We start from the raw sequence: 19,743 nt of genomic DNA on the forward strand, positions 1-19,743 counted from the left end.
AGGACCATGACGACGCTGTCCGGCCGGACGCGGTTCAGGTATTCGCTCGGCTCGTTCGTCACCGGGTCCTTCGGCACGGTCCCCGGCCTGATCCTGGTCAAGTACCTCACCGACACGATGGCCGTGCCCGCCGCCGCGGCGGGTGTCATCGTGTTCGTCCCGAAGGCCTGGGACGTGCTGTTCAACCCGATCGCCGGGCGGATGTCCGACGCGAACCTGCTGAAGACCGGCAGCCGGCGCCGGTTCCTGCTGATCGGCGGCATCGGCGTCTCGATCCTCTTCGCGCTGATGTTCGCCCACCCGGGCTTCGGGTCGCCGTTGCCGGACGCGCTGTACGTGGCGATCCTGTTCACCGCCTGCGCGACCGCGTACGCGGTGTTCCAGGTGCCGTTCAACGCGCTGCCGGCGGAGCTGACCGAGTCCGCCGACGAGCGGACGAAGCTCACCAGCGTGCGCATCGGCGTCCTGGCCGTGACGATCCTGATCTGCGGCGGCGGCGCCCCGGCGATCACCTCCGGCATCGGCGGGGTCGCCGGCTACCGCGTGATGGCCATCGTGATCGGGCTGATCGTGCTGGCCGCGACGCTGCTGGTGTACTTCGGGCTCAAGGGCGCGCCGGTCGGGTCGCTGCGGCCGAACACGGTGAGCTTCAAGGACCTCTCGCGGACCATCGCGCGGTGGCGGCCGTTCCGCTGGCTGCTCGGCACGTACTTCATCCAGGCGCTCGGCATCGGCACGGTGCTGGCGGCCATCCCGTTCTTCGCCCAGCGCATCCTCGGCAGCGAGGGCTACGGCACGGTGATCTTCGTGATCTTCGTCGGCCCGGCGCTGCTGACGATGCCGCTGTGGCCGCGCCTCGGCGCCCGCGTCGGCAAGCTCAACGGCTTCCGCATCGCGACGGCGGCGTTCGCGATCGGCCTGCTGGGCCTGATCCTCGCCCAGTCGCTGCCGCTCGTGATCATCCTCGTGTTCGTCGCGCTCTGCGGCGTCGGCTACGCGGGGATCTCGGTGTTCCCGCTGGCCATCCTCCCGGACCTGATCACGGCCGAGGAGGAGCGCACCGGCGAGACCCGCGCGGGGATCGCGGCCGGCGTGTGGACCGCGGGGGAGACGCTCGGCCTCGCGCTGGGCGCCGGGCTGTGGAGCGCGATCCTGGCGTTCGGCGGGTACGTCTCGAGCACCGACGCGACGACCGACCAGCCGCACAGCGCGATCGTCGCGATCCTGCTCGGCTCGTCGATCATCCCCGGCGTGCTGATCGCGCTGGCCCTGCCGCTGCTGCGGCGTTCGGTGCTGGAGCCCCGGGAACCGCTGGAGCCGCGCCATGAACCCGCCTGAGGACGTCCTCGCGGCGCTGCGGGAACTGCGCGCCGGTGACCTGCCGACGCATGGCGGCCGCACGCTGGCCTACGTCTACGACAGCGGACTGTCCGAAGTGGACTCCCTGGGGGCCGCCGCGCACGCGCTGGCGTCGTCGGCCAACGGCCTCGACCCGACGGCGTTCCCCAGCCTGCTGCGCATGGAGAACGACCTCGTCGCGGCGGCGTCCCGGCTGCTCGGCGACGTCCCGGGCGTCGTCGGCTCGGTGACGTCGGGCGGCACGGAGTCGTGCCTGCTCTCGGTCCTGGCCGCGCGTGACGCGCACCCGGAGATCGCCGCGCCGTCGATCGTGCTGCCGACCACCGCGCACGCGGCGTTCCACAAGGCCGCGCACCTGTTCGGGCTGCGCCGGATCGACGTCCCGGTCGACCCGGTGACGTTCCGCGCGGACCCGGCCGCGATGGCTGCCGCGATCGACGACTCGACGGTGCTGGTGGTGGCGAGCGCGCCGTCGTACGCGCACGGCGTCCTCGACCCGATCCCCGAGATCGCGGCCGCGGCGGCTGCCCGGGGCGTCCGGATGCACGTCGACGCCTGCATCGGCGGCTGGGTCCTGCCGTACTTCGCGCGCCTCGGCGCCGACGTCGCGCCGTTCGACTTCCGCGTCCCGGGCGTCACGAGCATTTCGGTGGACCTGCACAAGTACGCGTACTGCCCGAAGGGGACGTCGGTGCTGCTGCACGCGTCGGCGGAGCTGCGGCGGACGCACTACTTCGCGAGCGCGGGCTGGCCGGGCTACACGATGCTGAACACGACGATCCAGAGCACCCGCTCGGGCGGCCCCCTGGCCGCGGCGTGGGCGGTGGTCCGCCACCTGGGCGACGACGGCTACCTTCAGCTGGCCGCTTCGACGCGTGAAGCGGTGTCGCGAATCCGGGCCGGGGTTGCCGAAATCGCGGGCTTGCGGATCCTCGGCGATCCGGTGTCGACGCTGATCGCGTTCACCGGCGACGACGGCTTCGACCTGTTCACGGTGGCCGACGAGATGAAGACGCGCGGCTGGTACGTCCAGCCGCAGTTCGCTCATCTGACGTCCCCGGCGAACCTGCACCTCACGGTCACGGCGGCGAACAACGGCAGCGAGAAGGAATTCCTCACGGACCTGGCCGCGTCGGTGGACGCGGCCCGCGCGTCAGGCCCGGTGCTGATCGACCCGGCGGTGGCGGAGTTCGTCGCCGCCCTGGACCCGGCAACCTTGACGTCGGAACAGTTCGCAGGCCTGCTGGCGGCAGCGGGCCTAGGCGGCGCCTCAGGCCTCCCGGAGCGGATGGCGCCGATCAACGTGCTCCTCGCCACGGCGCCCGCCCCGCTACGCGAGCGCCTCCTCCTGGAGTTCCTGGGCGCCCTCTACACGCCGTGAAAAGCCGTGAAGGCCTCCTTACCGGCTCTTATGGCCGGTAAGGAGGCCTTCACGGCTTTTGGCTACTGGTTGCGGGAGGCGAGGCCCGCGGGGGCGGACTTGACCGCGGCGACGATCGCGTCCGCCAGGGCCAGGGCGTCTTCTTCCGTCAGCTCCAGGGCGACGCGGGCCGACGCGCCCAGGTCCGGGTTGCGGAAGTCGATGTTGACCGTGTGCGCGTACGGCGCGTGGACCGGGTGGTCGACGTAGACCGTGCCCTCGTTCAGGCGGAACCAGCCGCGGGCGCCCTTGCCGCTGCCTTCGAGGGCGAACTTCTCGGTGAGGTAGGTGCACATGGCGGGTCCTCTCAGGCGCTGAGCGTGCGGGCGTAGAAGTCGAGGATGCGTTCCCAGCCGTCCTTCGCGGCTTCCGGCCGGTAGCTCGGCCGGTCGACGGCGAAGAACGCGTGGCCCGCGTCCGCGTACGTGTGGAACTCGTGCTCCTTGCCGAGCTTCTCCAGCTCCGCCGCGAGCACGGCGACCTCGTCCGGGCTCGGGAACTTGTCGTCGGCGCCGAAGATGCCCAGCAGCGGGCAGGACAGCTCCGAAGCCTTGCCCAGCAACGGCTTCATGAACTTCATGGCCTCCGGCGGGTCGTTGACGACGAACGCGCCGTAGCAGTCCACCGCCGCGTCGACGTCGATCGAGCAGCCGACGAGGAACGCCTGCCGCCCGCCCGAGCAGTGCCCGATGACCCCGACGCGGCCGTTCGCGTTCTCCAGGGCCTTCAGGTAGTCGGCCGCGCCGGAGACGTCGCCTACCAGGCGGTCGTCCGGGACGCCGCCGGCCGCGCGGACGGTGGCGGCCGCGTCGTCCGGGTCCGCGCCCGGTGCCTCGCGGGTGTAGAGGTTGGGGCAGATCGCGTTGTAGCCCTCGGCGGCGAAGCGGCGCACCATCTCCTTCGTCGACGCGTCGTAGCCGGGCATGTGGTGGATCACCACGACCCCGCCGCGCGTCGCGGCGTCGGTGGGCCTGGCCGCGTAGGCCTCGATCTCGTCGCCGCCGTTCCCGGTGATGGTGACGGTTCCGGCGATGAGTTCGTCGGTCATCGGTTCTCCTTCGGTGCTTCGAGGGTCTGGGGTTCGGGGGTCTGGTGGAAATAACGGGCGCCGCGCGAGGCCGACGCCACCGCGGCGACGACGGCCATCACCGCGGCGGCGGTGAACACGATCACGAGGCCGTGGTGGAACGGCCCGGAGATCAGCTGGGGGAAGAAGTCCCCGCCGGTCAGCGTCGCCCGGTCGGCCGGCGCCAGTCCGGCGAGGACGTCCGGGCCGAGCAGGTGCCCCACCGGGTTGCTGCCGAGGAACGCCGCGAAGAGCGTGCTCACCGGCGGCAGCTGGGCGACGCCGTCGGCGACGTTCGCCGCGACGCCGTGGGCCTGCAGGCCGCTGGTGAGCGTCTGCGGCAGCGACCCGGCGAGCCCGGCGATCATCAGCGAGAAGAACACGCCGATCGACAGCGACGTCCCGGAGTTCTGGAACGTCGCGCGCATGCCGGAGGCGACGCCGCGTTGCTCGGTCGGGACGCTGCTCATGATCGCCGAGGTGTTCGGCGCGGAGAACATGCCCTGGCCGATCCCGCTGACCACGAGCAGCGCGGCGAACGCCGGGTACGGGAAGTTCACCGGCAGCACCAGCAGGCCCAGGAACGCCGCCGCGACCAGCAGCAGCCCGCCGGTGGAGAACAGCCGGGCGCCGAACCGGTCGGACAGGTACCCGGACACCGGGCCGGCGAGGAGGAACCCGACCGTCAGCGGCAGCATGTAGATGCCCGCCCACAACGGCGTCCGCTCGTAGTCGTAGCCGTGCAGCGGCAACCAGATGCCCTGCAGCCAGATGATGAGCATGAACTGCATGCCACCCCGCGCCACCGACGTCAGCAACGCGGCGATGTTGCCCGCGGCGAACGCGCGGATCCGGAACAGCCCGAGGTGGAACATCGGCGCGGCGACGCGGGTCTCGATGAGGCCGAACGCCACGAGCAGCAGCACCCCGGCGCCGATGCCGCCCAGCACCAGCGGGTTGCCCCAGCCGGTCGCGGCGCCGCCGTAGGGCTGGATGCCGTAGGTGATCGCGGCGAGCAGGATCGCGGTGCCGGCGGCGAAGGTGATGTTGCCGCCCCAGTCGACCTTCGCGCGCTTCGGCGTGCCGACCTCGCGGAGGCTGCGGATCGACCAGATCGTGCCGAGCAGCCCGAACGGCACGCTCACCCAGAACACCGCGCGCCAGTCGATCTCGGCGAGCAGCCCGCCGACGACCAGGCCGAGGAACTGCCCGGCCAGCGCGGTGATCTGGTTGACGCCCAGCGCCATGCCGCGTTGCTCGGTGGGGAAGGCGTCGGTGAGGATGGCCGCGGAGTTGGCCGTCAGCATCGACCCGCCGACGGCCTGCACCACCCGCCAGCCGATCAGCCACAGCGCACCGCCGCCGGCGTGGAACGGGTCGAACGACAACGCCACCGAGGCGACGCTGAAGACGACGAAGCCGAGGTTGTACATCTTGACCCGGCCGAACATGTCGCCGAGCCGGCCGAGCGTCACCACCAGCACGGCCTGCACCAGCAGGTAGCCGAGGATCATCCAGAGCAGGTAGCCGATGTTGCCCGGGGCGAGGGGATCGAGGCCGATGCCGCGGAAGATCGCGGGCAGCGAGATGATCACGATCGAGCCGTCGAGCGCCGACATCAGCACGCCGAGCGTGGTGTTCGACAGTGCGACCCACTTGTAGCGGTTCGCCTGGGTTCCGGTGCCGGTCACAGGGCGTCCGCCAGCCGCTCGACCAGCGGGATCGCGGCGATCAGCTTGCGCTGCTCGGCCGCGGTGAACCGCTCGGCCAGCGCGGTGGCCATCCGCTCGGTGGTCACCGACCGCCGGTCGGTGAGCAGCCGGACGCCGGCGTCGGTCACCGACATGAGGACCTTGCGGCCGTCGCTGTCGTCCTTGCGGCGCTCGACGAGGCCGCGTTCGACCAGCCCGGCGAGCGTGACGCCCATGGCCTGCGGCTTGACCCGTTCGAGGTCGGCGAGGCACCCCGGCGTGGCCGGGCCTTCCCGGTCGAGCCGCGAGAGCACCGAGCGTTCGGGCAGGGTCAGTTCGCCGACGACGTAGCCCTGACGCAGCCGCCGGACCAGCCGGCCCAGGGCGACGCGCAGGTCGGTGCTCGCCTGGAGCAGCTCCTCGTCCGTCACGTTCGTCAACCTAGACTGATAAACCTGGGTTGATCAACTCGGACCTATCGGGTGAGCCGGGAGCTTTCGCCCGGTCGTCGCGGTCACCCGGTGTTAGCGTCCGAAGTGGACATATGCAGCCGAACGCATTCCCCGGAGGAACCGCCGATGACGATCCCGCACGTCGAGCACGCAGGCCACGACCACGTCCACGCCGAAGGCTGCGGGCACGCCGCGGTCCCGCACGGCGACCACGTCGACTACGCGCACGAGGGGCACCTGCACCGCGCGCACGACGGGCACTTCGACGAGTGCGAGATCGCCGGCCACGTGCCGCACACCGGCCACGACCACACCCACGGCGAAGGCTGCGGCCACGTAGCGGTCCCGCACGGCGAGCACGTCGACTACCTCCACGACGGCCACCGCCACGCCCCGCACGAAGACCACTACGACGACCACTGAACGCCCGGCCGCCTCGTCGTGAGTGTTCAGGAGGGTTAGAACGCTACTTACCACTCACGACAAGCCGCGGCAGAAGGCTCAGTGGACGTGGACGGGTTTCCACTCGGGGAACGGGTCCGGGCCGCTCGCGACGTCGCCCAGGCACTCCCGCAGCGCGCCCAGCAGTGCGTCGCCCGCCAGGTCGACGCCGATGAACACCAGCTCCTGTCTCGGCTCCGCCGTGACGCCCTGGGGTTCGAACCGCGCCACCGTCCCGGCCTGGGACCACAGGCCGGTCACCCCGGGCCGGGACGCCAGGGCGAAGAACCCCTTGGAGCGCAACACCGTCCCGAACTCGCCCGAGTCGAGCCGACGGGCGACGAAGTCCCACAGGCGCGGCGGGTCGAACGCCCGGGACGCGCGGAACACCACGCTCGAGATGCCGTACTCCTCGGTCTCCGGCACGTGGTCGCCGTTCAGCTCGGCGACCCAGCCCGGTGCCTCCTGCGCGCGCTCGACGTCGTAGCGGCCGGTGCCGAAGACGCGGCCGAGGGGCACCTTCCCGAAGCTGCTCGTCACGACGTCGGCCGCCGGGTTGAGCCGGCGGAGCACCGCCACCAGCAGCGCGGCCTCGTCCGGTGACACGAGGTCGGTCTTGTTCAGCAGCAGCACATCCGCGAACTCGATCTGGTCCACCAGCAGGTCGCTCATCGTCCGCTCGTCGCCGGCGTACTGGTCCAGCCGGCGCTCCACGAGGGAGTCGCCGGCGGCCAGTTCCCGGGCGAAGTTGGCCGCGTCGACGACCGTCACCATGGTGTCGAGGCGAGCCACCTCGTCCAGGAACGTGAACGTCGTGGCCACCGGCATCGGCTCGGAGATCCCGCTCGACTCGATGAGCACGTGGTCGAACCGGTCGTCCGCGCAGAGCGCCGCCACCTCGTCGAGGAGGTCCTCCCGCAGGGTGCAGCAGATGCACCCGTTGGTCAGCTCGACGAGGCGCTCCTGGGAGCGGACGAGCGCGGCGTCGATGTTGACCTCGCTCATGTCGTTGACGATCACCGCCACCCGCAGGCCGTCGCGGTTGGCGAGGATGTGGTTGAGCAGTGTCGTCTTGCCCGCGCCGAGGAAGCCCGACAGCACAGTGACCGGGACGCTCACGCGTGGAAGTGGCGGATCAGCCGGCGGGGGACGAGCTTCGTCTCGCCGTCGACCTTGATCGGGACCAGGTCCACCGCGGCGGCCTTCCACTGGGACCGCCGGGCGCGCGTGTTGCTGCGGGACTTCTTGCGCTTGGGGACGGCCATCAGCGCGTACCCCGCTTCCCGTAGCGGCGGTGGAACTTCTCGACCTGGCCGGCGCTGTCCATGATCCGCTGGGTGCCGGTCCAGAACGGGTGCGACCACGCGCTGATGTCGACCGTCACCAGGGGGTAGGTCTGCCCGTCGGACCACTCGATCGTCTTGTCCGACGTGGCGGTGGAGCGGGTCAGGAACGCGTCGCCGGTGGACGAGTCCTTGAAGACCACGGGGTGGTAATCGGGGTGGATGCCTTGTTTCACTGGTCTTCCTTTCGGTTCGCCGCGGTCGCGTCGTGCCGCGCCGGGTCGGGTTCGGTGTCTTCGCAGGGTTCCTCGTGCCAGTCGCCGAACGGATCGGGATAGCGCTCCCAGGCCTCCGGGCCGGCTCTCAGTTCCTCGTCGGTCAGTAGAGCGCCGCGCAGGGCCGCGTCGATCTCGTCGGGCGTTGTCTGGTCCGTCACCACGACGAGCTCCTGCGCGCGGTCGCCGTGCACCGGGTGCCAGCGCAGCGACGCCAGGGTGCGGCGCTCGGGGGAGACGTCCGTCCACTCCGGACCGTCCGGCGAGGCGAGCCACGGCCCGGCGTGCCCGATGCCCAGCCCGCCGCCGGCCGACTCGATCCAGAACGCGACGTCCGGCCGGCTGGCCACCCAGGCCCGGCCGCGGGTGCGGACGACGCCGTCGAGCAGGACGTCGAGCGCGTCGTGCAGCCGCTGCGGGTGGAACGGCCGCTCGGCGGTGAAGGTGACCAGGCCGATGCCGCAGTCGGCGTGCAGCGGCGGCTGGCCGCGCAGCAGGGCGCCGTGCATGTCGGTGACCTCGCCGCGCCGGGCATCGGCCGGAACGGCGTCGAGCACGCCGTGCCCGTCCACCCGGCTCAGCTCGACCCGCGGGGTCGACGGCGCGACGCGGTCGAGGACGGCGGACGCCTTGGCCGCGCCCCACGCGTCGGTCGCCGCGCCGGCCAGCACGAGGACGTCGGCGAACTCGACCTGGGACAGCGCCACCTGCGCGACGGTCCGGTCGTCCTCCGGGCTGGCCTGCAGGTTCCGCTCGGCCAGGGCGTCGTCGCCGGTCGCGTCGGCGAGCCAGGTCGCGCAGCCGACGACCGTGAGCACCGCGCGCAGGTCGACGTCGTCGTGCACCGGGTGGTCGCCGACCAGGACGTTGCGGATCGCCCAGCTCACCGGCTCGGGCTCCATGGCCTCGTCGAGCCGGACGACGATCCGGCGTACCTGCGGCATCCGGGCCAGCCGCCGCAGCAGCGGGAGCAGGTCCTCGCGCAGGGTGCAGGACACGCAGCCGTGCGCAAGTTCGAGGACGGTCAGCTGGTCGCGCTGCTCGAGGCGCAGGCGGCGGCGGACGACGCCGGAGTGGATGTCGCGCAGGTCGTGGTGGACGACGGCGGTGCCGGGCTCGGCGACGCGCAGCAGCTCGGCGAGTTCGGCGTTCGGTCCCGGGGCGAGACCGCCGACGAGGACGAGCGGGACGCGGGGTGGGTGGGTCACATGGGCTCCAGGAATACGGGCGGGGTACGGTGCGTAGAGTAGATGAAAACGACAACCACTATCAACTCGGGAGGGTCCGTGTCCGCCGTGTGCCAGGTCACCGGCCGCAAGCCGGGGTACGGCAAGCAGGTCTCGCACTCGCACCGCCGTACGTCCCGGCGGTGGGAGCCGAACCTGCAGAACCGCCGCTACTTCGTGCCCGGCGAGCGCCGCTGGGTGCGGCTGCGCGTCTCCGTCAAGGGGATGAAGACGATCGACAAGCGCGGGATCGAGGCCGTCGTGGCCGAATTGAAGGCGAAGGGGATGAAGTTCTGATGGCGAAGAGCACCGACATCCGGCCGGTCGTCAAGCTGCGGTCGACCGCGGGGACCGGCTTCACGTACGTCACGAAGAAGAACCGCCGCAACAACCCGGACCGGATGGTCCTGCGCAAGTACGACCCGGTCGCGCGCAAGCACGTCGAGTTCAAGGAAGAGCGCTGATGGCGAAGAAGTCGAAGATCGCGAAGAACGAGCAGCGGAAGGTGATCGCGGCCCGGTACGTCGAACGCCGTCGCGCGCTCAAGGCCGTCGTCGCGTCGCCGTCGTCGTCCGCCGAGGACAAGGGAGCGGCGGTCGTCGCGCTGCAGAAGCTGCCGCGCGACGCGAGCCCGACGCGGATCCGCAACCGGGACGCGGCCGACGGCCGGCCTCGCGGGTACCTGCGCAAGTTCGGGCTGTCCCGGGTGAAGATGCGCCAGGCCGCCCACCACGGCGAGCTGCCCGGCGTCACGAAGTCGAGCTGGTGAGCCGGATGCCGAAGCCGACCCGGGACCGCCCGGGCAAGCGCAAGGTGAACCTGCTGCACGCCCACCGGATCACCCACGTCGACTGGAAGGACGTCGACCTGCTGCGGAAGTTCGTCTCCGACCGCAGCAAGATCCGGGCCCGCCGGGTGACGGGGTTGACGCCGCAGCAACAGAAACAGGTCGCCACGGCGATCAAGAACGCGCGGGAGATGGCTTTGCTGCCTTATCCCGCTTCGGGACGCGCCGGCTGAAAACCAGGTGCGCTCGGCTGGGCGGGCGCGCGATCATGAGCCTGCGAAAGGGGGCGTCACACGGGATGTCCTGACATCAGGAGGTCCGCGTAGTGCACGCCCAGCTCACGGTCACGCCCGCCCAGCTGCCCGAAGTCCTGCTCGCCGCCGCCGTCGTGCGGCCGGTGTTCCTGTGGGGCGCGCCGGGCATCGGGAAGTCTTCCCTGGTGCGGGAATTCGCGGCGTCGCTCGGTCTCGACTGCGTCTCGCTGCTCGGTACCCAGCTCGCGCCGGAGGACCTGATCGGCGTCCCGCAGATCGTCGACGGCCGCAGCCGCTTCTGCCCGCCGGAGCAGATCGCCCGCGACGAGCCGTACTGCCTGTTCCTCGACGAGCTGAACGCCGCCGCGCCCGACGTCCAGAAGGCGTTCTACTCGCTCATCCTCGACCGCCGCATCGGCTCGTACGAGCTGCCGGCGGGCTCGGTCGTGATCGGCGCCGGCAACCGCGCCACCGACCAGGCCCTCGCGCGCCCGATGGCGTCCGCGCTGGTCAACCGGCTCGTCCACGTGCACCTGCGCGCCTCGCCCGCCGACTGGCTGACCTGGGCGACGGGCCACGACATCCACCCGTCGGTCGTCGACTACCTGATCCAGCGCCCGGACCACCTGTGGAGCCCGCCGCCGAAGACCGAAGAGCCGTTTTCGACGCCGCGGTCCTGGCACATGCTCTCGGACCTGCTGCACTCCTACGGCGACGCCGCCGGAGACGAGACGATCGCGCTGCTGGCCTACGCGACGCTCACCCCGCAGCACGCCGGCTCGTTCCGCGCGTACCTCAAGGTCGCCCGGCACGCCTTCGACCTCGAAGCGATCCTCAAGGGTGACGCCCGCTGGCCCGCCGAGCCGGGCGATCGTGACCTGCTGTACTTCCTGGCCGAGACGTTCCGCGCGCGGCTGGTCAAGGACCTGCCCGCGGACAAGCGGCACGCGTCGGCCGCGGTGCGCCAGTTCGCGTTCCGCGCGAAGAGCCTGCTCGTCGAGCTGGCCGAGATCTCCCTGGAGATGGCCCAGCTGGTCATCGCCGACGACGAGGCGGGCCACCCGCGGCTGCCGTCGTGGTTCCTGGTCGAGGCCGCCCGCGACCTGCCGCGGCTCGTGGACGCGCGCGCGTGAGCACCGCGCGGGCCGAGGACAAGCGCCGCGAACGCCGGACCAAGGCGATCGACGCCGGCTGGGCACTGGCCCGCGAGCACACCGTGCTCGACCACCTGACGCGCGGCGCGAGCCTCGGCACGCAGAGCCTGACCGGCGTCGGCAGCTGGGCCGTCGTCAGCGAGCGCGGGGTGATCACGGCCAACCGCGCCCGCGACGCCGAGCCCGCGGAGTGGGCGTGGGTCTTCGCGCACCTGCTGCTGCACCTCGGCCTCGGCCACCTCGACGAGGAGACGCTGACCGACGCCGAGGCCGTGACGCCCGGCCGGGAGATCGACGCGTCCTACGGCGCCGCCTGCTGCGTGGCCGTCCACTGGTTCGCCGAGGCGGTCCACGTCGGCGAACCCACCGTGCTGCTCCCGGAACTCCCGGGCGGCGACGAACTCTCGTTGACCCGCGCGTGGCGCGAAACCGGCGTCCCCGGCGCGTTCACGGGACTCGGCACCGGCGGCGCGCGGCCGTGCCTGCGGCTCGGACCACCCCAGAGCCGCTGGCACCTCCAGTACAACGGGAAGCCGGAGCCGTGGACCGAGCGGTTCGCCCGCGGGCTGATCGCGGCGGCCACCGGCGCCATGGAACGCGCCGCGGACGCGCGTGGCCAGACCCGGCACCGGCGGGCGCCGGGGGAGTGGGACCGCGCGCTCGCGTGGTTCACCTCGTCGTTCCCGCTGCTCGGCGCGATGGCCGCGGGCTTCACCCTGATCGCCGACGCCGAGGTCGTCCGGGCCTGGGACATCGCCGTGGCCGCGGTGGACGCCGAGCACGGCGAGATCTACGTCAACCCGCACGCGCCGCTGACCGCCGGGGAGTGGCGGTTCGTGCTGGCGCACGAGATGCTGCACGCCGCGCTGCGCCACGACCGCCGCGCGCTCGGCCGCGACCCGTACCTGTGGAACGTCGCCTGCGACTACGTGATCAACGGCTGGCTGGTCGCGATGGCCGTCGGCGTGCTGCCCGAGGACGCCCTGCACGACCCGCAGCTGACGGGCTTGTCCGCCGAGTCGGTCTACGACACGCTCACCACGGACCTCCGGCGCGCCCGCAAGCTGCAGACCCTGGGCGGCCGGGAAGCCGGTGACGTCCTGGGCGACTGGCTCACACAGCCCGAAGCGACGCAGCGCCGGTCGTCCCGGCGCGCCGACCCGCGGCCGATGCCGTGGACGGATCGTGTGCAGGGCGTCGACCTCGACGAGTTCTACCGCCGCGCGCTCACCCAGGGCCTGACCTACCACCACAACCAGGGCCGCGGGTTGCTGCCGGCCGGGCTGGAGCAGGAGATCCGGGCCCTGGAGCACCCACCGCTGCCGTGGGACGCGCAGCTGGCCCGCTGGTTCGACGAGCACGTCCGCGTCGAGCTGCCGGTGCGCAGCTACGCGCGGGCGTCGCGCCGGCAGTCGTCGACGCCGGACATCCCGCGTCCCGGCAAGGTGCGGCCCGAGCAGCTCGACCGGCGCGTCACCTTCGGCGTCGTCCTCGACACGTCCGGCTCGATGGACGTCGAACTGCTCGGCAAGGCGCTGGGTGCGATCGCGTCGTACGCCGCCGCGCGCGACGTCCCGGCGGCGCGGGTGGTGTTCTGCGACGCCGTCGCCCACGACGCCGGGTACCTCGCCGTCGAGGACATCGCGGGCCGCGTCAAGGTGCGCGGGCGCGGCGGCACGATCCTGCAGTCCGGCGTCGACCTGCTGCAGCGCGCGCCGGACTTCCCGCCGGACGGGCCGATCCTGATCATCACCGACGCGCTGTGCGACCACGTCCGGCCGCGGCGCGAGCACGCGTACCTGGTGCCCAGGGGCGCCCGGCTGCCGTTCGTCGCGCGCGGGCCGGTGTTCCGGGTTTCGTGAGAGCCTCAAAGCATGAGTGACGACGAGATCACCCCGGAGATGCTGGCGCTGTGGGCCAAGATCTTCAGGTTCGCGCGCGAAGGCCGGACCGCGGAGCTGGCCGCGTACGTCGACCGGGGAATCCCGGCCAACCTCAGCAACGACAGCGGCGACTCGCTGGTCATGCTGGCCGCCTACCACGGCCACGCCGAGACGGTCGCCGCGCTGATCGAGCGCGGCGCCGACCCGAACCGCGAGAACGACCGCGGCCAGAGCCCGCTGGCGGGCGCCGTCTTCAAGAACGAGCCGGCCGTCGTGCGCGCCCTGCTCGACGGCGGCGCCGACCCGCGCGCGGGGCAGCCGTCCGCGATCGACACGGCGAAGATGTTCGGCAACACCGACCTGCTCACACTGCTCGAACGGTGACTCTTCGCACGCCCGGCTGGTGCGCGCCGCGCGCGTAAATAAACTCCCGCCCATGGACGACCCGCACTACCTCTCCGGCCTCCAGCTGACGGGCCGCCGCGTCGTGATGTTCGGCGGCGGTTCCGTGGCCCAGCGCCGGCTGCCCCGGCTCATCCGCGCGGGCGCGCGCGTGGAACTGGTGTCCCCGCACACGACGCCGTCGGTGCAGGGCATGGTGGACGCGGGCGAGCTGGTCTGGCACGAACGCCGCTACTCCGAAGGCGACCTGAAGGACGCCTGGTACGCGCTGGCCTGCACCGACGACGCCGAGGTCAACGCGGCGATCTGCGCCGAGGCCGAGCGCGAGCGCGTGTTCTGCGTCCGCGCGGACGAGGGCGAGTCCGGCAGCGCCGTGACCCCGGCGTCCGGCCGCCACGGCGGGCTGCTGGTCGGCGTCCTCTCCGGCGGTGAGCCCCTGCGCTCGGCCGCGGTCCGCGACTCGATCCTGGACGGCCTGCACGCGGGCACGGTCGAAGACGGCCGCCGCCCGCACCCGGACGGCACCCTGCCCGGCGTCGCGCTGGTCGGCGGTGGCCCGGGCGACCCGGAGCTGATCACCGTCCGCGGCCGCCGGCTGCTCGCGCGCGCCGACGTCGTCGTCGTCGACCGGCTGGCGCCCCGCGAGCTGCTCGACGAACTCGCGCCCGAGGTGGAGATCGTCGACGCGGCGAAGATCCCGTACGGCCGCGCGGCCAGCCAGGACGTCATCAACAGCACGCTCATCGACCGCGCGAAGGAGGGCAAGTTCGTCGTCCGCCTCAAGGGCGGCGACCCGTACCTGTTCGGCCGCGGCTTCGAGGAGGTGCTGGCCTGCGCCGAAGCCGGTGTCCCGGTGACGATGGTCCCGGGCATCACCAGCGCGTTCGCGGTCCCGGCGGTCGCCGACGTCCCGGTGACCCACCGCGGCGTCGCCCACGAGGTGGTGGTCGTCTCGGGCCACGTCGCCCCGGGCGACGACCGCTCGCTGGTCGACTGGGACCTGCTGGCCCGCATGCGCGGCACGATCGTCCTGATGATGGGCGTCGAGCGGCTCCCGCAGTTCGCCAAGGCCCTGCTCGACGGCGGCCGCCCGGCCGGCACCCCGGTGGCGATCGTCGAGGACGGCACGATGCGCACCCAGCGCGCCCTGCGGTCCACATTGGACACGGTGGTCACCGACGCGGCGGCGTCGGGAGTCCGCCCGCCCGCGGTGATCGTGATCGGCCCGGTGGCGGGTCTGCCGCGGCCCTCGTGAGTGGTAATGCGGGTTCTAACCCTCATTACCACTCACGACCCGAGCCTCAGTCCTCGTAGCAGCTCGCGGCGAAGTCGCGGATCGCGTCCGACAGGCGGGTCGGGTCGAACCTCAGCTCGACCGGGCTGCGGGCTTGGACGAACTCCGCGTCCGGCATGTCGACGGCCAGGGTGTCGGCGTCGCCGAACGGGTGGATCGGGTCGCCCTGGTGGCCGATCACCAGGGCGCGGGTCGTGATCTTGCGGCGCACCGACTTCGGCGGCGCGATCCGGCCGAACAGGACCCCGTGCAGCAGGGCCGCCATCGGGGCCGGGCGCTGCGAGAGCGTGTCGGTGATGACGTCGACCCACTGGTTGCCGTGCGGGACCAGCGAGGCCCCGAAGGCCACCGCCTGCACCGTGACCGGCAGGAACCGGGCCGCCATCAGCAGCGGCGCGAACGTGAACAGGCCCGCGACGATCGCGTTGTCCAGCACCGGCATCTCGACGATCAGCCCACGCGCCCGCTCGGGGGCCGACACCGCGACCTCGAGCGAGACGTTCGCGCCCAGCGACGTCCCGCCGATCACGGCGGCGGAGACCTCGAGGTGGTCCAGCAGCGCCAGGGTCTGCTCGGCGAACGACGGCATCGAGTACAGCCACGACTCGGTCGGCCGGTCCGAGTCGCCGTGGCCGAGCAGATCCAGTGTGACCACCCGGAACCCGGCGCGGGCCAGCCGCCGCGCGAGGGGCGCGTGCATCCGGCGGGTGAGCATGATGCCGTGGGTCAGCACGACGACCTTGTCGCCGCTGCCGAACTCGGTGTACCAGAGCCGGTGCCCCTCGTGGTCGAACGAGCCGGTGAGCTCGATCGGGCGGGACGAACGCCGTGCGGGCGGGGCCGGGGGCTCCGGCTCGATCAGGGTCGCGCTGCTGGCCGGGCTCATGTCCCACCGTCCTCCCCGTGTCGTGGTCACCTTCCTCCAGGAAAGCATCCCCTGACCACGTTGGCACAGTGGCGGACCGCACGGGATCACAGTTCCATTGACACCGTGCCAATGGCGGGTGGTCGCGGGGATGGGTCAAGATGACCTCATGACCGCTACTGCTGACAGTCTGCCCGACCTCGTCTCCCTCAAGGTCGACATCGAAGGCCACGTCGCCGAAGTGACGCTCCTCGGCCCTTCGAAGGGCAACGCGATGGGCCCGGACTTCTGGCGCGAGCTGCCGCTGGTGATGGGGGCCCTCGACGCGGACCCGCAGGTCAGGGCCGTGGTGCTGACCGGCAGCGGCGCGCACTTCTCCTACGGCCTCGACCTGCCCGCGATGATGGGCGGCTGGGCGCCGCTGCTGGCGGGCGACGCGCTGGCCGGCCCGCGCAGCGAGTTCCATACCGAGGTCCGGCGGCTGCAGGCCGCCGTCAGCTCCATCGCCGAATGCCGCAAACCGGTCATCGCGGCCGTCTCCGGCTGGTGCATCGGCGGCGGCGTCGACGTCGTCACGGCGGCCGACATCCGGCTGGCCAGCACGGACGCGAAGTTCAGCGTCCGCGAGGTGCGCGTCGCGATCGTCGCCGACATCGGCAGCCTCCAGCGGCTCGCCCCGATCATCGGCGAGGGCCACGTTCGCGAGCTGGCGCTGACCGGCAAGGACATCGACGCCGCCCGCGCCGAGAAGATCGGCCTCGTCAACGACGTCTACCCGGACCAGGACGCGCTGCTGAAGGCCGCGCGGGAACTGGCCGGTGAGATAGCTGCGAACCCGCCGCTCGTGGTGCAGGGTACGAAGCAGGTACTGGCGGCGAACACCGAGCGCCAGGTCGCCGACGGCCTCCGGTACGTCGCGGCGTGGAACTCGGCGTTCCTGCCCAGCAAGGACCTCGGCGAGGCGGTGCAGGCCTTCATGGAGCGTCGCAAGCCGGAGTTCACGGGCGAGTAGCAAGAAGGAGGCAGCAGGGTGAGCAACGGCGCTTCGGAAGTCCACCACGCGTTCCGCGTGGCGCGGGACTACCTGCAGCAGCACCGCGAGGACTACGACACGGCGTACCGCGACTTCGCCTGGCCGGAGTTCGACCACTTCAACTGGGCGATCGACTGGTTTGACGTCGTGGCCCACGATCCGGACAACGCCGAGCGGCTGGCGTTGTGGATCGTCGAGGAGGACGGCACCGAGAACCGCTGGACCTACCCGGAGATGTCGGGCCGGTCCAACCAGGTGGCGAACTGGCTGCGCGGCCTCGGCGTGCGCCGCGGCGACCGGCTGATCCTCATGCTGGGCAACCAGGGCGAGCTGTGGGAGACGATCCTCGCCGCGATCAAGCTCGGCGTGGTGATCATCCCGGCGTCCACCCTGCTCGGCCCGGCCGACCTGACCGACCGCGTCGAGCGCGGCGCGGCCAAGCACGTCGTGATCCGCTCGGCGGACACGGAGAAGTTCACCGGCGTCGCCGGCGACTACACCCGGATCGCGGTGGGGGAGTCGGTCGAGGGCTGGCACCCGTACGCGACCGCGTTCGCCGAGTCGCCCGAGTTCGCCCCGGACGATCCGACGAAGGCCGCCGACCCGCTGCTGCTGTACTTCACCTCCGGCACCACGGCGAAGCCGAAACTGGTGCAGCACACGCAGGTGTCGTACCCGGTGGGGCACCTGTCCACGATGTACTGGATCGGCCTGGAGCCGGGCGACGTCCACCTCAACATCTCCTCGCCGGGCTGGGCGAAACACGCGTGGAGCAACGTCTTCGCGCCGTGGAACGCCGAGGCGACGGTGTTCCTCTACAACTACACCCGGTTCGACGCGGGCGCGCTGATGGCCCAGATGGACCGCTGCGGCATCACGAGCTTCTGCGCGCCGCCGACGGTCTGGCGGATGCTCATCCAGGCCGACCTGACGGCGCTGAAGACGCCGCCGAAGAAGGTCGTCGGCGCGGGCGAGCCGCTGAACCCCGAGGTGATCGACCAGGTCGAGAAGGCCTGGGGCATCACGATCCGGGACGGCTTCGGCCAGACCGAGAGCAGCGTCCAGATCGCCAACACGCCGGGCCAGGACGTCGTGCCGGGCTCGATGGGCCGCCCGCTGCCCGGGTTCGTCGTGGCGCTGGTCGACCCGGTCAGCGGCGAACGCGCGCAGGAGGGCGAGATCTGCCTCGACCTCGACCACCGGCCGGTGGGCCTCATGACGGGCTACGCCGGCGACGACGAGCGCACCTCGACGGCGTTCTCGAACGGCTTTTACCACACCGGTGACGTCGGTTCGATCGACGAACGCGGCTACATCACCTACGTCGGGCGCACCGACGACGTCTTCAAGGCGTCGGACTACCGGATCTCGCCGTTCGAGCTGGAGAGCGTGCTCATCGAGCACGAGGCGGTCGCCGAAGCGGCGGTCGTCCCGGCCCCCGACCCGATCCGGCTCGCGGTGCCGAAGGCCTACGTCGTGCTGGCCGCCGGCCACGAGCCGACGGCGGACACGGCGAAGGCGATCCTGGCGTACTGCCGCGAGCACCTGGCGCCGTACAAGCGGATCCGGCGGCTCGAGTTCGCGGACCTGCCGAAGACGATCTCGGGCAAGATCCGCCGCGTCGAGCTGCGCGGCCGCGAGAGCGACCCGGCGCGCGGCGCGGGCACGGAGTTCCGCGAGGAGGACTTCCCGGACCTCAAGGGCTGAGCGGGGCTCTGGGGGTGCTCAGCTGCGCGTGCCCTCGATCTGGCGGCCGTCTTCGGTCGAGCACACCGTCACCGGGTCGTTCGCGCCGCTGCCGCACGTCCACTCGTCCAGCACGACCGGGCCCGGGCCGTCGGCCGAGGCCGCCTCGGCCGGGGTCAGCTTCGTGAAGTAGTCCTTCAGCAGCGTCGTCGCCGCGGCGCAGTCGACCTTGCCGTGCGCGACGACCGCCGTCTTGGCGCCGCCCGATCCGGTGACGTCGCCGCACGGCACGCCCGGCGCCGTGGACGCCGCCGCGGCCGCCTCGGCCGGGACCGCGCTCGAGGCGGACGGCGCCGCGGGCGCCGGGTCGGCGCCGCCGCACCCCGCCAGAGCGGCGGTCGCGGCGACGAGCAGCAGGGGGTAGGCGAGTGTCTTCATGGGCCCTTCAGAAGCGGACGGGACGGGAACTCATTCGGACGGGACGACGGCGGCGAACACCGTCTGCTCGCCCTTGGTGCAGGTGGTGCCGCCTTGCGCGGCGGGCGGCCCGGAGGTGCACAGCCAGCCGTTCACCGTCTCGTTGACCGCGTCGTTCGAGCCGGCGCCCTGGCGCCCGGCGATCTTGCGGTGGAAGTCGGTGACCAGCTGGGTCGCCGCGACGCAGCTGACGCCGGACGAACCGCTGTCGAAGACGTAGAGGGTCAGCCCGCTGGCCGCGGTGATGGTGCCGCACGCGCCGGGGACGGTCGGCGGCACGGCGGCCGGCTTCGACGCCGGGCCGGGCGCGGACGAGCCGCTCGTGGCGGGCGGCGGTGGCGGCGTCCCGGCCGTCGTGGACGCCGGTGCGGCGGACGTCGAAGCCGGTGGCGGGGGAGCGGCGGACGGGGCCGGGTCGCCGGAACAGGCGGCGAGCGCGGGCACGGCGAGGCAGGCCGCGAGCAACGGCCGCCACATCCTCGTGGTGGTCGGGTGGGGCACCGCGATCCTTCCTCCCCGGTCGGGCCGGCCAGGTCGTTCTGGCCCATCCGGGCCGGGGCCCCGTGGATCGACGCGCCCAGGGGTGTGCCGGAGATTACTCCAGCCGGGTGGCGGGCGTGTCCGGTGGCTCCCGTTTGTGTGTCCACAATGGACGGTTAACCTCCTGTTCACGCTCCGATACACAAGGCTGCCAT

Annotated in this window: 24 protein-coding genes; 13 read left to right on the plus strand and 11 right to left on the minus strand. The window is 72.1% G+C overall.

Going from position 1 to position 19,743, the window contains the following annotated elements:
- Nucleotides 1-6: 6 nt before the first annotated feature.
- Both OG570_RS34430 and OG570_RS34435 read left to right on the plus strand, forming a co-directional pair.
- The gene (locus OG570_RS34430) at nt 7-1,338 is read left to right on the plus strand and encodes an MFS transporter (protein WP_326949795.1); all 1,332 of its coding nucleotides are present in this window, start codon (nt 7-9) and stop codon (nt 1,336-1,338) included.
- Nucleotides 1,325-2,740: a pyridoxal phosphate-dependent decarboxylase family protein gene (locus OG570_RS34435; RefSeq protein WP_326953152.1), complete on the plus strand. Its 1,416-nt coding sequence runs from the start codon at nt 1,325-1,327 to the stop codon at nt 2,738-2,740. Before OG570_RS34430 ends, OG570_RS34435 begins: the two co-directional genes overlap by 14 nt.
- A gap of 62 nt (nt 2,741-2,802) precedes the next feature.
- Here OG570_RS34435 and OG570_RS34440 read toward each other — a convergent pair whose 3' ends face one another.
- Genes OG570_RS34440 through OG570_RS34455 form a run of 4 tightly spaced genes read right to left on the minus strand, consistent with a single transcriptional unit; the run spans nt 2,803 to nt 5,967 of the window.
- Entirely contained in the window at nt 2,803-3,075 is a 273-nt protein-coding gene (locus OG570_RS34440) for a DUF6295 family protein (RefSeq protein ID WP_326949793.1), read from the minus strand.
- Nucleotides 3,076-3,086: 11 nt separating this feature from the next.
- The gene (locus tag OG570_RS34445) at nt 3,087-3,827 is read right to left on the minus strand and encodes a dienelactone hydrolase family protein (RefSeq protein WP_247051994.1); all 741 of its coding nucleotides are present in this window, start codon (nt 3,825-3,827) and stop codon (nt 3,087-3,089) included.
- Nucleotides 3,824-5,536 carry an MFS transporter gene (locus OG570_RS34450; protein WP_326953153.1) on the minus strand — a complete coding sequence of 571 codons (1,713 nt, stop codon included), beginning with the start codon at nt 5,534-5,536 and terminating at the stop codon, nt 3,824-3,826. The genes OG570_RS34445 and OG570_RS34450 overlap by 4 nt, the downstream gene beginning before the upstream one ends.
- The gene (locus tag OG570_RS34455) at nt 5,533-5,967 is read right to left on the minus strand and encodes a MarR family winged helix-turn-helix transcriptional regulator (protein WP_326949791.1); all 435 of its coding nucleotides are present in this window, start codon (nt 5,965-5,967) and stop codon (nt 5,533-5,535) included. Before OG570_RS34455 ends, OG570_RS34450 begins: the two co-directional genes overlap by 4 nt.
- A 147-nt stretch (nt 5,968-6,114) precedes the next feature.
- On the opposite strand from OG570_RS34455, the gene OG570_RS34460 reads away from it, so the two are divergent.
- Complete coding sequence (locus OG570_RS34460; RefSeq protein ID WP_247051992.1) at nt 6,115-6,411, plus strand: hypothetical protein; 297 nt, start codon at nt 6,115-6,117, stop codon at nt 6,409-6,411.
- A gap of 78 nt (nt 6,412-6,489) precedes the next feature.
- On the opposite strand, the gene OG570_RS34465 is transcribed toward OG570_RS34460, so the two are convergent.
- Genes OG570_RS34465 through mrf form a run of 4 tightly spaced genes read right to left on the minus strand, consistent with a single transcriptional unit; the run spans nt 6,490 to nt 9,195 of the window.
- A complete protein-coding gene (locus OG570_RS34465) occupies nt 6,490-7,548 on the minus strand; it encodes a GTP-binding protein (RefSeq protein WP_326953154.1) in 1,059 nt (352 codons plus the stop codon).
- Nucleotides 7,545-7,694, minus strand: coding sequence for a 50S ribosomal protein L32 (gene rpmF / locus OG570_RS34470; protein WP_326949788.1), 150 nt, complete (start codon nt 7,692-7,694; stop codon nt 7,545-7,547). Before rpmF ends, OG570_RS34465 begins: the two co-directional genes overlap by 4 nt.
- Nucleotides 7,694-7,948 (minus strand): type B 50S ribosomal protein L31, encoded by a 255-nt coding sequence (locus OG570_RS34475; RefSeq protein WP_326953155.1) that lies wholly within the window; start codon nt 7,946-7,948, stop codon nt 7,694-7,696. The genes rpmF and OG570_RS34475 overlap by 1 nt, the downstream gene beginning before the upstream one ends.
- Nucleotides 7,945-9,195, minus strand: coding sequence for a ribosome hibernation factor-recruiting GTPase MRF (mrf, locus tag OG570_RS34480; protein WP_326953156.1), 1,251 nt, complete (start codon nt 9,193-9,195; stop codon nt 7,945-7,947). Before mrf ends, OG570_RS34475 begins: the two co-directional genes overlap by 4 nt.
- Nucleotides 9,196-9,273: 78 nt before the next feature.
- Between mrf and rpmB the strand changes: the two genes are divergently transcribed.
- The 8 genes from rpmB to cobA all read left to right on the plus strand — a co-directional run bounded on the left by rpmB (nt 9,274) and on the right by cobA (nt 14,948).
- Nucleotides 9,274-9,510, plus strand: a complete 237-nt coding sequence (gene rpmB / locus OG570_RS34485) for a 50S ribosomal protein L28 (RefSeq protein ID WP_326949786.1) — start codon at nt 9,274-9,276, stop codon at nt 9,508-9,510.
- Nucleotides 9,510-9,677: a 50S ribosomal protein L33 gene (rpmG, locus tag OG570_RS34490; protein WP_326949785.1), complete on the plus strand. Its 168-nt coding sequence runs from the start codon at nt 9,510-9,512 to the stop codon at nt 9,675-9,677. Before rpmB ends, rpmG begins: the two co-directional genes overlap by 1 nt.
- Complete coding sequence (rpsN, locus tag OG570_RS34495) at nt 9,677-9,982, plus strand: 30S ribosomal protein S14 (RefSeq protein WP_326953157.1); 306 nt, start codon at nt 9,677-9,679, stop codon at nt 9,980-9,982. The genes rpmG and rpsN overlap by 1 nt, the downstream gene beginning before the upstream one ends.
- Nucleotides 9,979-10,233: a 30S ribosomal protein S18 gene (rpsR, locus tag OG570_RS34500; RefSeq protein ID WP_326953158.1), complete on the plus strand. Its 255-nt coding sequence runs from the start codon at nt 9,979-9,981 to the stop codon at nt 10,231-10,233. The genes rpsN and rpsR overlap by 4 nt, the downstream gene beginning before the upstream one ends.
- Nucleotides 10,234-10,325: 92 nt before the next feature.
- A complete protein-coding gene (locus OG570_RS34505) occupies nt 10,326-11,387 on the plus strand; it encodes an ATP-binding protein (protein ID WP_326953159.1) in 1,062 nt (353 codons plus the stop codon).
- Nucleotides 11,384-13,270 (plus strand): vWA domain-containing protein, encoded by a 1,887-nt coding sequence (locus tag OG570_RS34510; protein WP_326953160.1) that lies wholly within the window; start codon nt 11,384-11,386, stop codon nt 13,268-13,270. The genes OG570_RS34505 and OG570_RS34510 overlap by 4 nt, the downstream gene beginning before the upstream one ends.
- A gap of 12 nt (nt 13,271-13,282) precedes the next feature.
- Nucleotides 13,283-13,675: an ankyrin repeat domain-containing protein gene (locus OG570_RS34515; protein WP_326953161.1), complete on the plus strand. Its 393-nt coding sequence runs from the start codon at nt 13,283-13,285 to the stop codon at nt 13,673-13,675.
- Between the two features lie 52 nt (nt 13,676-13,727).
- Nucleotides 13,728-14,948 (plus strand): uroporphyrinogen-III C-methyltransferase, encoded by a 1,221-nt coding sequence (gene cobA, locus OG570_RS34520; RefSeq protein WP_326953162.1) that lies wholly within the window; start codon nt 13,728-13,730, stop codon nt 14,946-14,948.
- Between the two features lie 46 nt (nt 14,949-14,994).
- On the opposite strand, the gene OG570_RS34525 is transcribed toward cobA, so the two are convergent.
- A complete protein-coding gene (locus OG570_RS34525; protein ID WP_326949778.1) occupies nt 14,995-15,873 on the minus strand; it encodes an alpha/beta fold hydrolase in 879 nt (292 codons plus the stop codon).
- 148 nt (nt 15,874-16,021) lie between these two features.
- On the opposite strand from OG570_RS34525, the gene OG570_RS34530 reads away from it, so the two are divergent.
- Nucleotides 16,022-16,864, plus strand: coding sequence for a crotonase/enoyl-CoA hydratase family protein (locus OG570_RS34530; RefSeq protein WP_326953163.1), 843 nt, complete (start codon nt 16,022-16,024; stop codon nt 16,862-16,864).
- An 18-nt stretch (nt 16,865-16,882) separates the two neighbouring features.
- Nucleotides 16,883-18,592 carry an AMP-binding protein gene (locus OG570_RS34535; RefSeq protein WP_326953164.1) on the plus strand — a complete coding sequence of 570 codons (1,710 nt, stop codon included), beginning with the start codon at nt 16,883-16,885 and terminating at the stop codon, nt 18,590-18,592.
- Nucleotides 18,593-18,610: 18 nt separating this feature from the next.
- Here the strand turns inward: OG570_RS34535 and OG570_RS34540 are convergent, their stop codons facing one another.
- Complete coding sequence (locus tag OG570_RS34540) at nt 18,611-19,009, minus strand: hypothetical protein (RefSeq protein WP_326949775.1); 399 nt, start codon at nt 19,007-19,009, stop codon at nt 18,611-18,613.
- 30 nt (nt 19,010-19,039) lie between these two features.
- Nucleotides 19,040-19,549 carry a hypothetical protein gene (locus OG570_RS34545; protein ID WP_326953165.1) on the minus strand — a complete coding sequence of 170 codons (510 nt, stop codon included), beginning with the start codon at nt 19,547-19,549 and terminating at the stop codon, nt 19,040-19,042.
- Between the last annotated feature and the right edge of the window lie 194 nt (nt 19,550-19,743).

The sequence above is a fragment of the Amycolatopsis sp. NBC_01286 genome, assembly GCF_035982555.1.
Lineage (GTDB): Bacteria > Actinomycetota > Actinomycetes > Mycobacteriales > Pseudonocardiaceae > Amycolatopsis.

Excerpts from the sequence above, each read along its gene's own strand:
- OG570_RS34445 (WP_247051994.1), bottom strand. The coding sequence starts at position 3,827 with ATGACCGACGAACTCATCGCCGGAACCGTCACCATCACCGGGAACGGC.
- OG570_RS34540 (WP_326949775.1), bottom strand. The coding sequence starts at position 19,009 with ATGAAGACACTCGCCTACCCCCTGCTGCTCGTCGCCGCGACCGCCGCT.
- rpmG (WP_326949785.1), top strand. The coding sequence starts at position 9,510 with ATGGCGAAGAGCACCGACATCCGGCCGGTCGTCAAGCTGCGGTCGACC.
- OG570_RS34530 (WP_326953163.1), top strand. The coding sequence starts at position 16,022 with ATGACCGCTACTGCTGACAGTCTGCCCGACCTCGTCTCCCTCAAGGTC.
- OG570_RS34440 (WP_326949793.1), bottom strand. The coding sequence starts at position 3,075 with ATGTGCACCTACCTCACCGAGAAGTTCGCCCTCGAAGGCAGCGGCAAG.
- OG570_RS34525 (WP_326949778.1), bottom strand. The coding sequence starts at position 15,873 with ATGAGCCCGGCCAGCAGCGCGACCCTGATCGAGCCGGAGCCCCCGGCC.
- cobA (WP_326953162.1), top strand. The coding sequence starts at position 13,728 with ATGGACGACCCGCACTACCTCTCCGGCCTCCAGCTGACGGGCCGCCGC.
- OG570_RS34515 (WP_326953161.1), top strand. The coding sequence starts at position 13,283 with ATGAGTGACGACGAGATCACCCCGGAGATGCTGGCGCTGTGGGCCAAG.
- OG570_RS34430 (WP_326949795.1), top strand. The coding sequence starts at position 7 with ATGACGACGCTGTCCGGCCGGACGCGGTTCAGGTATTCGCTCGGCTCG.
- rpmF (WP_326949788.1), bottom strand. The coding sequence starts at position 7,694 with ATGGCCGTCCCCAAGCGCAAGAAGTCCCGCAGCAACACGCGCGCCCGG.
- OG570_RS34435 (WP_326953152.1), top strand. The coding sequence starts at position 1,325 with ATGAACCCGCCTGAGGACGTCCTCGCGGCGCTGCGGGAACTGCGCGCC.
- OG570_RS34460 (WP_247051992.1), top strand. The coding sequence starts at position 6,115 with ATGACGATCCCGCACGTCGAGCACGCAGGCCACGACCACGTCCACGCC.
- rpsN (WP_326953157.1), top strand. The coding sequence starts at position 9,677 with ATGGCGAAGAAGTCGAAGATCGCGAAGAACGAGCAGCGGAAGGTGATC.